The organism is Streptomyces sp. NPDC107521 (assembly GCF_055598485.1).
On sequence record NZ_JBVKAT010000006.1, the window covers coordinates 220604 to 233973 of the forward strand.

Consider the following 13370-nt stretch of genomic DNA (forward strand, 5'->3'; position numbering starts at 1 on the left):
TGTGAGTACTTCGTCACAGTCCGCACAGGAACGGAAGGCACCCCCATGGACCCCCACCCCGACACCACCGCCTGCGTCGAACGGCTCCGCGCCGCGCTCGCCGCGCACGGCATCCGGCTCCCGTCCCTCGGGGTCGACCTGCCCGGATTCGCCGCCTCGTACGGCGCCGGACCGCTCGTCTCGCTCGGCAACTGCAACCGGGAGACGGCCACCGCGCTGACCGAGGCACTGCGCAAGGCGGCCGGCGCATGACAGCGCTCTGCGCACTCGTCCTCGGTCTCCCGGCCCGCCCCGGGAGCGTCGCGGAGGTGCGCCGCGCGGCGCGGGAGCACTTCGGCGGGGACTGCTCCGACGTCCAGCTCTGCGTCAGCGAGCTGCTGACGAACGTGATCACCCACATCGGTGAGGGCACTCCGGTGACCGTCCGGCTGGGGAGCACGGCGGAGGGCGGCGTCCGCGTGGAGGTCACCGACCCGGGACGGCACTCCTGGCTGGTGCCGCGCCGCCCCTCGGGGGACGACGAGGGAGGACGGGGGCTGCTCCTGGTCGACGCGCTGGCCGTGCGCTGGGGCGTGGACCAGGGGCCCGAGGGAAAGACCGTGTGGTGCGAGCTGCCGGGCGGCGGCTGAGCCCCCCGGAAACGGCGGACGGGGGCCCGGGGCGGCGATCGCCCCGGGCCCCCGTCCGCGCACGGATCAGTGGAAGAAGTGCCGCGTCCCGGTGAAGTACATGGTGACGCCGGCCTTCTGCGCCGCCTCGACGCACAGCTCGTCGCGGACCGAACCGCCCGGCTGCACCACGGCCCTGACGCCGGCCCCGGTCAGGACCTCCAGGCCGTCGGGGAAGGGGAAGAACGCGTCGGAGGCCGCGTAGGAGCCGCGCGCCCGCTCCTCGCCCGCCCGCTCCACCGCGAGCTTCGCGGAGTCGACGCGGTTGACCTGGCCCATGCCGACGCCGACCGAGGCGCCGTCCTTGGCCAGCAGGATGGCGTTGGACTTGACGGCGCGGCAGGCCCGCCAGGCGAACGCCAGCTCGGCCAGCTCGGCCGGGGAGAGGGCCTCGCCGGTGGCGAGGGTCCAGGTGGCCGGGTCGTCGCCGTCGGCCTGGAGGCGGTCGGTGACCTGGAGGAGGGCGCCGCCGTCGATCGGCTTGACCTCGACCGGGGCGGCGGGCGCCTCGGGGGCGCGCAGCACCCGGATGTTCTTCTTGCGGGTGAGGATCTCCAGGGCGCCGTCCTCGTAGCCGGGCGCCACGACGACCTCGGTGAAGATCTCCGCGACCTGCTCGGCCATCTCCCTGCTGACCGGCCGGTTGACGGCGATCACACCGCCGAACGCGGACAGCGGGTCGCAGGCGTGGGCCTTGCGGTGCGCCTCGGCCACGTCCGCGCCGATCGCGATGCCGCACGGGTTGGCGTGCTTGATGATCGCGACACAGGGCTCGGCGTGGTCGTACGCGGCACGGCGGGCGGCGTCGGTGTCCGTGTAATTGTTGTAGGACATCTCCTTGCCGTGGAGCTGCTCGGCCTCCGCGAGACCGCCGGTGCCGCTGGTGTAGAGGGCGGCGGGCTGGTGCGGGTTCTCGCCGTAGCGCAGGGTGTGCGCGCGGTCGTGGGCGGCGCCGAGGAAGGCCGGGAGGCCGGAGTCGTCGACGGGGGCGTAGTCCGCGGCGAACCAGGAGGCGACGGCCACGTCGTACGCGGCGGTGTGCCGGAACGCCTCGGCGGCCAGCCGCTTGCGGGCGGTGAGGTCGAAGCCGCCGTCCCGGACGGCGGCGAGCACGTCGCCGTACCGCTCGGGGCTGGTGACCACGGCGACCGAGGGGTGGTTCTTGGCGGCGGCGCGCACCATGGAGGGGCCGCCGATGTCGATCTGCTCGACGCACTCGTCCGGGGTCGCGCCGGAGGCGACGGTCTCGCGGAATGGGTACAGGTTGACGACGACGAGGTCGAAGGGCGCCACGCCCAGCTCGTCGAGCTGCTGCCGGTGGCTGTCGAGGCGCAGGTCGGCGAGGATGCCGGCGTGCACCTTGGGGTGCAGGGTCTTGACCCGGCCGTCCAGGCACTCGGGGAAGCCGGTCAGCTCCTCGACCTTGGTGACGGGGACGCCGGCGGCGGCGATCCGGCCGGCCGTGGACCCGGTGGAGACGAGTTCGACGCCCGCCTCGTGCAGCCCGCGGGCCAGCTCCTCCAGCCCGGTCTTGTCGTAGACGCTGACGAGTGCCCTGCGAATGGCCCGCGTGTTGCTCTCGGCGGTCACTGGATAACTACCTTTCGTCCCTCAATGCGATAGCCGTTGCGGGCGAGCCGCCCCACGACATCGACGAGCAGCCTGCGCTCGACTTCCTTGATGCGCTCGTGCAGAGCGCTCTCGTCGTCCTCGTCCCGGACCTCCACCACGCCCTGCGCGATGATCGGCCCGGTGTCGACGCCGTCGTCGACGAAGTGGACGGTGCAGCCGGTGACCCTGGCGCCGTACGCGAGCGCGTCGCGCACCCCGTGGGCTCCCGGGAAACTGGGGAGGAGGGCGGGGTGCGTGTTGACGAAACGCCCGCCGAACCGCGCGAGGAACTCCTTCCCCACGATCTTCATGAACCCGGCCGAGACCACGAGGTCCGGCTCGTGGGCGGCGACGGCCGCGGCGAGCGCCGCGTCCCACTCCTCCCGGCTCGCGTGGTCCTTCACCCGGCAGACGAAGGTCGGCAGCCCGGCGCGCTCGGCGCGGGCCAGCCCCTCGATGCCGTCCCGGTCGGCTCCCACGGCGACGATCTCGGCGCCGTAGGCCCCGGCACCGGCGTCGGCGATCCCGTCGAGGAGTGCCTGCAGATTGGTGCCTGATCCGGAGACCAGGACGACGAGGCGTTGGGGGCGCTCGGCCACGGGCTTGGCGGCCACGGCGGGGGCCTTTCTCGGGGAGCGGGTGTCCGGTCCGGCCGGCCCGTACGGGGACCGGCGCGCGCCGGTTCTTTGTACGGTCGTACGAATGCTTCGCGCCCCGCGATACGGGGAAGCCTACGAAACGGCCGACCGTCAGCAACGATACCGGCACACCGGGCGGCCCCCTCGGGACGGGGGCGCGGCCGGGCGGTAGCGTCTGCCTCGGACCGGACCGGGGAACGCGACCCGCACGCCACGCGTTCACCAGGGGGACCGCCCGGCGCCGACCGTGCGCGAACCCGTTCGCACACGGCCCGCACCGGCCGGTCCGCGGCTCGTTTGTCGCCAGTTCGTTATCGACCGTTCGCTATCGCCAAGGGGAAGACGCTCACTTGATGCCGGACCGCAGCCTGCGACCGATCACGCTCCCCCAGCGGTCGGCGCAGCCAGGGAAGAGCAGCGCCGTGCTGCTGCGGGAACGTCCCTCCTCCCCGCCGGACGGCGAGGACGGGAAGCGCGGGGAGGCCCCCGCCCAGGACGACAACCCGTTCGCGGCACCGCCCGAGGGCAGCCCCGACAGCCCGTGGCAGCCCCGGCACCCGTCGGGTGACGAGGGCTCGCAGGGCCGGGGCGGCCAGGGCCAGGGCGGCGGGCGCTCCCCGTGGGGCCGGGGGTGGAGCGACCGCCAGCCCGGCCGCTCCTCCGGCGGCTTCGGCGAACGCCCAGGGGGTTCCGGCGGCTCCGGCGGCTCCGGCCCCGAGGGCCAGGGCGGCGGCCAGGGCCCGCGCTGGGACCCGACGGACCCGGCCCAGCGCCGCGCCCGCTACGCGCTGCTGTGCGGCATGTGGGCCCTGTTCTTCGCCCTCTTCGACTGGCCGTACGTGGCGCTGCCGCTGGGGTCGCTGGCGCTGTACTGGGGCATCGCCTCGCTGCGCGCCAAGCCCCGCGCCGCCGACCCGGACGCCAAGACCCCGGCCCGGCCCACGGACGGCCGCCCGCAGCGCACCGCCGCGATCACCGGCCTGGTCACGTCCTCGCTGGCGGTCCTGCTGGTCTTCGGCACCTTCGCGACGCAGCTGGTCTACCGCGACTTCTACACCTGCAAGAACGACGCCCTGACCAACGAGGCCGAGCAGTCCTGCAACCGCCACCTGCCGGAACAGCTCCGGGGCGTCCTGGGCACGGAGAGCTGACACCGGTGCCGCCCGGTCCGTCCGGCATGTGAGGACGGGTCCCTTGAGGGCCGAAGCGGGGCCCGGGGCGACAGAGCCCGGGCCCCCAGCCCGTCCGGCGCCTGAGGACGAGGCCCCTTCAGGGCCGACGCGGGGGGCCCAGGAGGCGGCAGCCCCCGTGACAGAACCCGGGCACCCCCAGCCCGTCCGGCGCCTGAGGACGAGGCCCCTCCAGGACCGACGCGAGGACCCGGGGACGACAGCCCCCACGACAGAACCCGGGCACCCCCAGCCCGTCCGGCGCCTGAGGACGAGGCCCCTTCAGGGCCGACGCGGGGGCCCGGGGGCGGCAGCCCCCGAGGACGGGACGGGTAGGGGCGGCGGGGGCGAATCCCACCCCCCGCCCGCCCCCGCGCTCCTCCGCCGGAACCTCCCCGGGACGACCCCCCGCACCGCCCGGAGCCACCGCCCCGCGGAACCCCCCGCCCGGCCCCCGGCCGGCACGGGCCCCCGTACCAACCCCCGCACCACCCCCCACCGCACGCACACCGCCACCGGCGTCGCCACCACCCCCACCCACACCAGCACCGCCCCGCCGACCTCCCACCACACCGGCCCGAACCGGGCCAGCCGCGCCCCGCCCAGCGGCCCCCCGGCCACCCCCGCCAGCACCGCCGCCAGCAGCCCGCACACCCCCGCCGCCAGCCACACCGCCGCCAGCGTCCTGCGCGGCGACCAGGGCCGCCCGCCACCGTCCGGATCGCCCACCGCCGCCGCGCGCCCCGTGAACCACCCGGCCGTCACACCCGCCGCCAGCGGCACCACCGCCACCGTCCAGTGCCACGGTGTCCCCGCCCCCGCGTCCGGCACCGCCGCGAGCAGCGGGAACGGCGGCAGCGGAGCCGTCGGGTCGGAGCCGCCCGGCGCCACCACGTGCCCCGCGCCCAGCAGGAAGCCCGGCCCGAGCGCGTACGCCGCCGCCCAGACCGCCGCGTTGGGCACCAGCGCGAGACAGAGCAGCAGCACCGCGAAGCGGCCCGACCACCCCTCGGTGAGCTGCCCGAAGGCGTCCCGCGCCGCGCCCCCGTGCCCCACCAGCGAGACCCCGACCAGCAGCGCGCCGCCCCCGGCCAGCACCGCCGCCGCCGCGCCCGCGGCCCGCGTCGCGGCGCCCAGCCGCGCGTCCGGCTCCACGAGCAGCTCCCGCACCGGGCGGGGCAGCTTCCGCAGCATCTGGCCCACCGGGCCGCCCGGCCGGCCGAACGCCGTCCACGCTCCCCCGCCCGCCGCGGCCATCACGACCGGCGGCAGCCACACCAGGACCCACCAGGACGGCCGCAGGGCGCCCCCGACGGTGTAGAGGGCCACCAGCAGGGCGACCCCGAGGTAGCCGAGCACGACCCCGGTCCAGGCGTTGCGCGCGGAGACCGGGGGCGGCCCGTCGGCGCCGCCGCGCGCCCCTCCCGCCCGGCCGTCGGGCCCCCGGCCGCCCACCGCCACACCGACGCCGTCCCCGGGGTCCGTCGCGTCCCGCGCCGCGCGGTGCACCAGCCACACCGGCAGCGCGAACAGCAGCAGCGGGGTCAGGCCCACCGGCGCGGGCACCCCCGACAGGGTCTCGGCGCGCACCAGTTCGGCCCCGTGCCCCAGCAGCCACAGCGACGCCGCGACGCGCAGGGCGCCGCCGGGCCCGCCGTCGGGGTAGGGCGAGCTGATCCACAGCAGGGACACCACCGCGGCGATCGCGCCGAGGCCCAGCACGGCCGCGATCGCTCCGCCGAGCGCACCGGCGGACAGTCCGGGCGCCCGGTCGCGCCACCGGGCGCGCAGCAGGGAGGGGGAGATGCGGTGGGCGGTCGTCTGGATCACGCCGCCATGCTCCCAATGACACCCGCTTCCCCGACGCAAGAGGCGAAGCCCCGACGTGTCGCCCAATATACGGTTATGTACTTTTTCGCACGGAGGGGTGCCCTGTGACACGGAGCCCGGCGACCCCGCTCCCTCCCCCCGCGACGCGCCGACGCCTGCGCGAGTCCGCCGCGTTGACGCGCACTCAGCTCGGGGAGCGGGTCGGCGTCACCCACGAGACGGTCCGCGCGTGGGAGAGCGGGCGCACGACTCCGCGCGGCCGCAAGCGGGAGGCGTACGCGAAGCTGCTGCACTCCCTGGCGAACGGCACGCCGCGCCCTGACGCCCCGTCGGAGCGCCCCCCGTCGGCCCCCGGCCGCGAGCCGTTCCCGCCCCTCGCCCCGGCCCCGCACCCACACCCGGCCCCGGCCGCCCACGCACCGTCCCCCGACGACGGACCGGGCCACGACGGCGCCCCGTCGGCCCCGACCCCCGAGCGGCCCCGGCCCCAGGGCCCCCCTCCGGACCCCCGGCCAGACCCGAACCGCGCACCGGCGCCGGACGGGACCTCCGCCCCGGAACACGCGGCGTCACGACACGAACAGGACCGGGGCCGGGAACCGGAACGCGCCGCCGCGACGGCCCCGGACGGCGTACGGCAACCGGAGCACACCGCGCCCCCGCCCCCCGAACGGAACCCGGCGCACACGATGACGCCGGACGACGTGCGGAGACCGCACCCCACCCGGACACCGGACCACGAACCGGAACCCGTACGCACGACGACCGCCCACGAACCGGAACCCAGGCACACGGAGGCTCCGGACCACGGACCCGAGCCCGTACGCGCCGCGTCCCGGGACCACGCACCAAAACCGGAGCGCACCCCGGCCCCGGGCGACGTACCCCCTCCGGTGCGCGCTGCCACCCCGGCGCGCGGGCGCGGGCGCGGCCTGGGGCTGGTTCCGGGGCGGAAGGCGAAGCGCGAGCGCACCCCCGTGCCGGAGCCCACCCCGGCATCGGAGACCGACCCCACGGCGGAGCCGACACCCGTTCCGGGCAGCGCACCAGGGCCGCGGCCCGCGTCCGTACCGGACGTGACATCCGTACGGGAAGCGGCGGCCGGGCCGCGGCCGACGCCCGCGTCAGAGCCCGCGCCCCGGCGCGTACGGAAGCCCGCCCGGAAGGCGCGGCCCCCGAGGAGGGCGAGGCCCGCGTCGGCGCCCGAGCCCGTGGCGGAGTCCGGCCCCGCCCCGGAACCGGGGCCCGTGCCCGTCGTGGTCGCCGTCGGCGCCGGGACCCGCGCAAGGGGCGGGCCCCCCTCGGTCTCCCGCCGGGGGTCCGGAGCCTCCGCCGACAGCCTCGTCCTCCCGGCGCGACCGCTCGGCGGACCGTTCCCCGAGGACCTGCCGCCCGCCCCGACCCCCGTTCAGGCCTTCGACGCGCTGTACGAGTTCGCCGCCCCCGCCCTGCTCCGCCAGACCTATCTGCTCACCGGCCGCCGCGCGTCGGCCCGCGAGGCGGTGGAGACGGCCTTCCGGCGGGCCTGGGAGCAGTGGCCCGAGGTCGCCCGCGACCCCGACCCGGCGGGCTGGGTGCGGGCGGCGGCGTACGACCGCGCGCTCTCCCCCTGGCACCGCTTCCGCCCCCGCCGGAACCCGGAGCCGCCGCCCTCCGCCCCGGAGCAGCGCGCCCTGCTGACCGCCCTGCTGCGCCTCCCGCCGCCGTACCGCCGCACTCTCGTGCTCTACGACGGCGTCGGCCTGGACCTCCCGGAGACGGCCGCGGAGACCGAGGCCAGCACCCCGGCGGCGGCGGGCCGGCTGATGCGCGCCCGCGAGGCCCTCCGCGGGCCGCTGCCCGAGCTGGCGGACCCGCTGGTGCTGCGCGAGCGGCTGGCCGAGTTGGCGTCCGCCGGACGGCCGCGCGCCTCCGGCCCCCCGGCGGTGCGCACCGCGGGCGAGCGCCGGGCCCGTGTCATGACCCGGGCCGCCGTCGCCTTCACGGCCGCCCTGATCGGGACCACCGCCCTGGCGCTGCGCACCGCGCCCACCCACTACGAGCCGCCCGTGGCCCCCGGGGCGCCGGTGCACGGGCTGCCCTCCCGGGCCGCGCCGGGCCCGCTGTCGGACGGGCAGGTGGAGCTGCGCCACAAGCTCCGGGACGCCTGGCAGGACGGCCCCGAACGGCTGCTCCCCCGCCCCGACTGACCCCGCCCCGACGCCGTACCGTCCGGCCGCGACCGCTGGGAGCCGGGGATGGGCCGGCGCGGGGCCGGCGCGGGGCCGGCGCGGGGCCGGCGCGGCTACGGACGGCCGGGGGCGGCCACCGGTGGCCATGAGAGGCCGCGTGCGTGGCCGCGTGTGGCCGGGGAATGGCCGCACGTGGCCGGAGGATTGGCCGCGGACGGCCGGGGGCGGCCAGGGCATGCCCATGGACGGCCGGGAACGGCCGGGGCATGCCCGTGGACGGCCGCCGGTGGCCGAAGGGCGGCCGGCGGCGTCCGGAAACGCCGAGTGGGCCCGGCTCCTCGACGGAGCCGGGCCCACTCGATGTGCGGCGCGGGGGCCGGTCAGCCGGCCAGGATCGCGCGGGCGAGCTTGGCGGTCTCGGTCGGCGTCTTGCCGACCTGGACACCGGCGGCCTCCAGGGCCTCCTTCTTCGCCTGGGCGGTGCCGGACGAACCGGAGACGATGGCACCGGCGTGGCCCATCGTCTTGCCCTCGGGCGCGGTGAAGCCCGCGACGTAGCCGACGACCGGCTTGGTCACGTTCTCCTTGATGAAGGCCGCGGCCCGCTCCTCGGCGTCGCCGCCGATCTCACCGATCATGACGATCAGGTCGGTGTCGGGGTCGTCCTGGAAGGCCTTCAGCGCGTCGATGTGCGTGGTGCCGATGATCGGGTCGCCACCGATGCCGACGGCGGTCGAGAAACCGATGTCGCGCAGCTCGTACATCATCTGGTACGTCAGCGTGCCGGACTTCGAGACCAGGCCGATGCGGCCCGGCTTCGTGATGTCGCCCGGGATGATGCCGACGTTGGACTGGCCCGGGGTGATGATGCCGGGGCAGTTCGGGCCGATGATCCGGGTCTTGTTGCCCTTCTTGCCGGCGTACGCCCAGAAGGCGGCCGAGTCGTGCACGGCGATGCCCTCGGTGATCACGACGGCCAGCGGGATCTCGGCGTCGATGGCCTCGACGACGGCGTCCTTGGTGAACTTCTCCGGCACGAAGATGACGGAGACGTCGGCGCCGGTCTTCTCGATGGCCTCCTTGACGGTCCCGAAGACGGGTACCTCGGTGCCGTCGAAGTCCACGGTCTGCCCCGCCTTGCGCGGGTTCACGCCGCCCACGACCTCGGTGCCGTCACCGAGCATGAGCTTGGTGTGCTTCATGCCGGTGGCACCGGTCATGCCCTGGACGATGACCTTGCTGTCCTTGTTGAGCCAGATAGCCATGGTGTGTTGGTGTCCTCGTCCTGAGTGCTTACTTGGCGGCGTGGGCCAGCTCGGCGGCCTTGTCGGCCGCGCCGTCCATGGTGTCGACGCGCTGCACCAGCGGGTGGTTGGCGTCGGTGAGGATCTTGCGGCCCAGCTCGGCGTTGTTGCCGTCGAGACGGACGACGAGGGGCTTCTCGACCTTCTCGCCGCGGTCCTCCAGGAGCTTCAGCGCCTGGACGATGCCGTTGGCGACCTCGTCGCACGCGGTGATGCCGCCGAAGACGTTGACGAAGACGGACCGGACGTCCGCGTCGCCGAGGATGATCTCCAGGCCGTCCGCCATGACCTGGGCCGAGGCGCCGCCGCCGATGTCCAGGAAGTTGGCGGGCTTGACGTTGCCGTGGTTCTCACCGGCGTAGGCGACGACGTCCAGGGTGCTCATGACGAGACCCGCGCCGTTGCCGATGATGCCGACCTCACCGTCGAGCTTGACGTAGTTGAGGTTCTTCTCCTTGGCGGCGGCCTCCAGCGGGTCGGCCGCGGCCTTGTCGTGGAGCGCCTCGAAGTCGGGGTGGCGGAACTCGGCGTTGTCGTCCAGCGACACCTTGCCGTCCAGGGCGATGACCTCGCCCGAGGCGACCTTGGCCAGCGGGTTGACCTCGACCAGGAGGGCGTCCTCCTTGATGAAGGTGTCCCACAGCGTGACGAGGACGTCCGCGACCTTGCCGGCGACCTCGGCCGGGAACTTCGCGGCCTCGACGATCTCGCGCGCCTTCTCCGGCGTCACACCGTCGATCGCGTCGATCGGGGTCTTGGCGACGGCCTCCGGGCGGGTGGCGGCCACCTCCTCGATGTCCATGCCGCCCTCGACGGAGGCGATGGAGAGGAAGGTCCGGTTGGCACGGTCGAGGAGGAAGGAGACGTAGTACTCCTCCACGATCTCCGGAGCGGTCTCGGCGATCATCACCTTGTGGACCGTGTGGCCCTTGATGTCCATGCCGAGAATGTCCGTCGAGCGGGCGACGGCCTCGTCCGGAGTGGCGGCCAGCTTGACACCACCGGCCTTGCCGCGGCCACCGACCTTCACCTGAGCCTTGACGACGGACTTGCCGCCCAGACGCTCGGTGATCTCGCGCGCCGCATCAGGCGTGTCGATGACTTCACCGGCCAGCACCGGTACATCGTGCTTGGCGAAGAGGTCCCTCGCCTGGTACTCGAACAGGTCCACGCGCTTCCGTCCCTATCAGTGATCTCGCGGTTCGTTGGATGCGTGGGCGTGCCGCGAGGGCAACGTGACGCGCGCTTCTGTGTCACAGGGGGAGCGCACACGGTGACCGAGCGCGCGGCATGTCCGTCTCGCAGGGTATCCCCGGTTGAGGAGGGTCCCTAAATCGCGGGTCACACCTGAGCGGTGATACCTGTCACATGATGCCAGCCACCTGGCACGACGTGCCGGAACCGGACGCTCCGGAGAGGGCCCGCGCCGAAGGCCGCACCACACGGCGCGTCTCACGCCCATGCCCTCTCGCCCGCCCCGCCGGACGGATCGAGACGGGGCGGCACGAGCCGGGGCGGGGCGGAGACAGGGCGGCGTGGGCCGGGCGATCGGGCCGGGGGCGGAGACGGGGACGGCGTGGGCCCGGCGATCGGGCCGGGGGCGGGCGGGACGGAGCGGGCCCGGCGATCGGGCCGGGGGCGGGCGGGACGGAGCGGGCCCGGCGATCGGGCCGGGGGCGGGCGGGACGAGCGGGGCTCCGTTCGGGCGCGGGCTCCGGGCGCTCCGCCGGAGGCGCCCCCCGGGAGGCATCCGCCGTACGGGTGAGGCCCCGGGCGCGGGCCCGGGGTGCCGGGAGGGGCCTCACCGGGTTGGGGTTCGCCCGGTGGGGCCCGTCCTGCTCCCCGGAGCCGCGTCACGGCCGCCGGGGTGCGGGCCGGGGCGGCCCCACCCCAATGGGAACCCCTCCGACCCCGTCCGCGGGGCTCGGCCGGACGGAGACCGGACGGCTTCCGGCCCTCCGGTGCGACCCGCACCCACACGGAGACTGCGCCTGCCCCGCGCCCCGGTCCGTACGCGCTCGCGCGAGCGCGTACGGACCGGGGCGCGGCCCGCCCGGCGGGGCGGGAGGAGGCTGTTGGGGCGTGATCCTCGCACGGAGGTCCGGAGGTCGCGCAAGCCCCGTGTTACCGATGGGTAGTCATGTCCGGTTCGGTACCGGCAGCGGACGGTCCTCGATCGCCGCCGCCATCACCTCCGGGAACCGGTCGGGCGTGCAGGCGAAGACCGGCACGCCCAGCCCGGCCAGCGCCGCCGCGTGCTCCCGGTCGTACGCCGGCGTCCCCTCGTCGGACAGGGCCGGCAGCGTCACGAACCGCACGCCCGCCGCCCGCATCGCCGCCACCCGCCGCAGCGTCGCGTCCCGCGTGCCGCCCTCGTACAGATCGCTGATCAGTACGACGATCGTCTCGGCGGGCCGGGTGATCCGGTCCTGGCAGTACGCCAGCGCGCGGTTGATGTCGGTGCCGCCGCCCAGCCGGGTGCCGAAAAGGACGTCGACCGGGTCGTCCAGCAGACCGGTGAGGTCGGCGACCTGGGTGTCGAACACGACCAGCCGGGTGCGCGCCGCCCGCAGGGAGGCCAGCACCGCCCCGAACACCGACGCGTAGACCACCGACGCCGCCATCGAACCGGACTGGTCGACGCAGAGGACGATCTCCTTGCGCACCGACCGCGCGGCCCGCGCGTGGCCGACGAGCCGCTCGGGCACGACCGTGCCGTGCTCGGGCAGGTAGTGCCGGAGATTGGCCGCGACCGTGCGGTTCCAGTCGATGTCCCGGTGGCGGGGGCGGGCGGTTCTGGCGCCGCGGTCCAGGGCGCCGGTGAGGGCGGTCCGGGTGCGGGCTGCGAGCCGCTTCTCCAGGTCCTCCACGACCCGGCGCACCACGGCCCGCGCCGACTCCCGCGTCGTCTCGGGCATGGCCCGGCTGAGCGACAGCAGGGTGCCGACGAGGTGCACGTCCGCCTCGACGGCCTCCAGCAGCTCCGGCTCCAGCAGGAGCGCGCCGAGGCCGAGCCGGTCGATGGCGTCCCGTTGCAGGACCCGGACGACCGGGGAGGGGAAGTACGTCCGGATGTCGCCGAGCCAGCGCGCGACGGACGGCGCCGACGCCCCGAGCCCCGCGGTGCGCTCCCGCCCCGGGCGCGGCGCCTCCCGGTCGCCGTAGAGCGCGGCGAGGGCACCGTCGACCGCGGCGTCCCGCCCGGACAGCGCCCACCCGGTCCCGTCCGCCCCCGCCTCACCCCCGAGCACCATCCGCCACCGCCGCAACCGCTCGGCCCCGGCGCCGGGGGCGGGAGCCGCGCCGGGCACGGCGCCGGAGGCGTGGGCGGGAACGGGAGCGGCGTCAGCGTCGGCGTCGGAAGCGGGAGCGGGAGCGGCGTCGACGTGAGCGTCGGGAGCGGTGCGGGCGTGGGCATGGGCGTGGGCATGGGCGTGGGCATGGGCATGGGCATGGGCATGGGCATGGGCATGGGCATGGGCGTGGGCATGGGCGTGGGCGTGGGCGTGGGCGTGGGCGTGGGCGTGGGCGTGGGCGTGGGCGTGGGCGTGGGCGTGGGCGTGGGGAAACGAACCTGCGTGGGCGGTGGGAGCGGCACCGGCTCCCGGTGCGTCCACCTCCCGGGCCCTCCCCACGTCCGCCTCCTCGGCCGTCCCCATGTCCGCCCCCGCCTCGGTCGTGCTCCCGCCCGCCCCCGCGTTCGCGCCCGCGCCCGCGCCCGCATCCGCTCGGCGGCCGGCGCCCCCTCCGGCACCGGCGGCGGTCCGCTCACCGGCCGGGGCCACCCCCGTGGGACCCCCCACCGCGCCCTCGCACCCGGGCATCCCGCCGACGGTGCCCGCGCCCTTCTGCGCGTCCCCTCCCGCTTCCCGGCCGGTGCTCCCTCCAGCCCCGGCCGCCGCGGAACCGCCGCCGGCCGCATCCACAGTCGTCGTCCCCTCACCGTCGGCCGTCTCGGCGGCGGTCCCCGCGCCCGCTC

The 13370-nt window shown here is 76.0% G+C and carries 10 protein-coding genes and 1 pseudogene; 5 read left to right on the forward strand and 6 right to left on the reverse strand.

Annotated elements, in window-relative coordinates; genetic code table 11:
• Positions 1 to 45: 45 nt before the first annotated feature.
• Both ACZ7LB_RS12210 and ACZ7LB_RS12215 read left to right on the forward strand, forming a co-directional pair.
• Entirely contained in the window at positions 46 to 252 is a 207-nt protein-coding gene (locus ACZ7LB_RS12210) for a hypothetical protein (protein ID WP_471467460.1), read from the forward strand.
• Positions 249 to 629 carry an ATP-binding protein gene (locus tag ACZ7LB_RS12215; RefSeq protein ID WP_265293625.1) on the forward strand — a complete coding sequence of 127 codons (381 nt, stop codon included), beginning with the start codon at positions 249 to 251 and terminating at the stop codon, positions 627 to 629. Before ACZ7LB_RS12210 ends, ACZ7LB_RS12215 begins: the two co-directional genes overlap by 4 nt.
• A 66-nt stretch (positions 630 to 695) precedes the next feature.
• Here the strand turns inward: ACZ7LB_RS12215 and purH are convergent, their stop codons facing one another.
• Together purH and purN are read right to left on the reverse strand one after the other, a co-directional pair.
• Positions 696 to 2258 carry a bifunctional phosphoribosylaminoimidazolecarboxamide formyltransferase/IMP cyclohydrolase gene (gene purH / locus ACZ7LB_RS12220; RefSeq protein ID WP_471467462.1) on the reverse strand — a complete coding sequence of 521 codons (1563 nt, stop codon included), beginning with the start codon at positions 2256 to 2258 and terminating at the stop codon, positions 696 to 698.
• Positions 2255 to 2893: a phosphoribosylglycinamide formyltransferase gene (gene purN / locus ACZ7LB_RS12225; RefSeq protein WP_471467464.1), complete on the reverse strand. Its 639-nt coding sequence runs from the start codon at positions 2891 to 2893 to the stop codon at positions 2255 to 2257. Before purN ends, purH begins: the two co-directional genes overlap by 4 nt.
• A 377-nt stretch (positions 2894 to 3270) precedes the next feature.
• Here purN and ACZ7LB_RS12230 point away from each other — a divergent pair, with 377 nt between their 5' ends.
• On the forward strand, positions 3271 to 4068 hold the full coding sequence (locus ACZ7LB_RS12230) for a hypothetical protein (protein ID WP_471467466.1): 798 nt from the start codon (positions 3271 to 3273) through the stop codon (positions 4066 to 4068).
• 300 nt (positions 4069 to 4368) lie between these two features.
• Here ACZ7LB_RS12230 and ACZ7LB_RS12235 read toward each other — a convergent pair whose 3' ends face one another.
• A complete protein-coding gene (locus ACZ7LB_RS12235) occupies positions 4369 to 5916 on the reverse strand; it encodes a cell division protein PerM (protein ID WP_471467467.1) in 1548 nt (515 codons plus the stop codon).
• A gap of 104 nt (positions 5917 to 6020) precedes the next feature.
• Between ACZ7LB_RS12235 and ACZ7LB_RS12240 the strand changes: the two are divergent.
• Positions 6021 to 6146, forward strand: a pseudogene (locus ACZ7LB_RS12240) (RNA polymerase subunit sigma-24); the annotation flags it as partial.
• Positions 6147 to 7163: 1017 nt separating this feature from the next.
• Entirely contained in the window at positions 7164 to 8105 is a 942-nt protein-coding gene (locus ACZ7LB_RS12245) for an RNA polymerase sigma factor (protein ID WP_471467627.1), read from the forward strand.
• 362 nt (positions 8106 to 8467) lie between these two features.
• Here ACZ7LB_RS12245 and sucD read toward each other — a convergent pair whose 3' ends face one another.
• From sucD to ACZ7LB_RS12260, 3 genes are all read right to left on the reverse strand, one after another.
• Positions 8468 to 9352 (reverse strand): succinate--CoA ligase subunit alpha, encoded by an 885-nt coding sequence (gene sucD / locus ACZ7LB_RS12250; protein WP_471467469.1) that lies wholly within the window; start codon positions 9350 to 9352, stop codon positions 8468 to 8470.
• A 28-nt stretch (positions 9353 to 9380) separates the two neighbouring features.
• On the reverse strand, positions 9381 to 10562 hold the full coding sequence (gene sucC, locus ACZ7LB_RS12255) for an ADP-forming succinate--CoA ligase subunit beta (protein WP_471467471.1): 1182 nt from the start codon (positions 10560 to 10562) through the stop codon (positions 9381 to 9383).
• Between the two features lie 967 nt (positions 10563 to 11529).
• Positions 11530 to 13215: a VWA domain-containing protein gene (locus ACZ7LB_RS12260; RefSeq protein WP_471467629.1), complete on the reverse strand. Its 1686-nt coding sequence runs from the start codon at positions 13213 to 13215 to the stop codon at positions 11530 to 11532.
• Between the last annotated feature and the right edge of the window lie 155 nt (positions 13216 to 13370).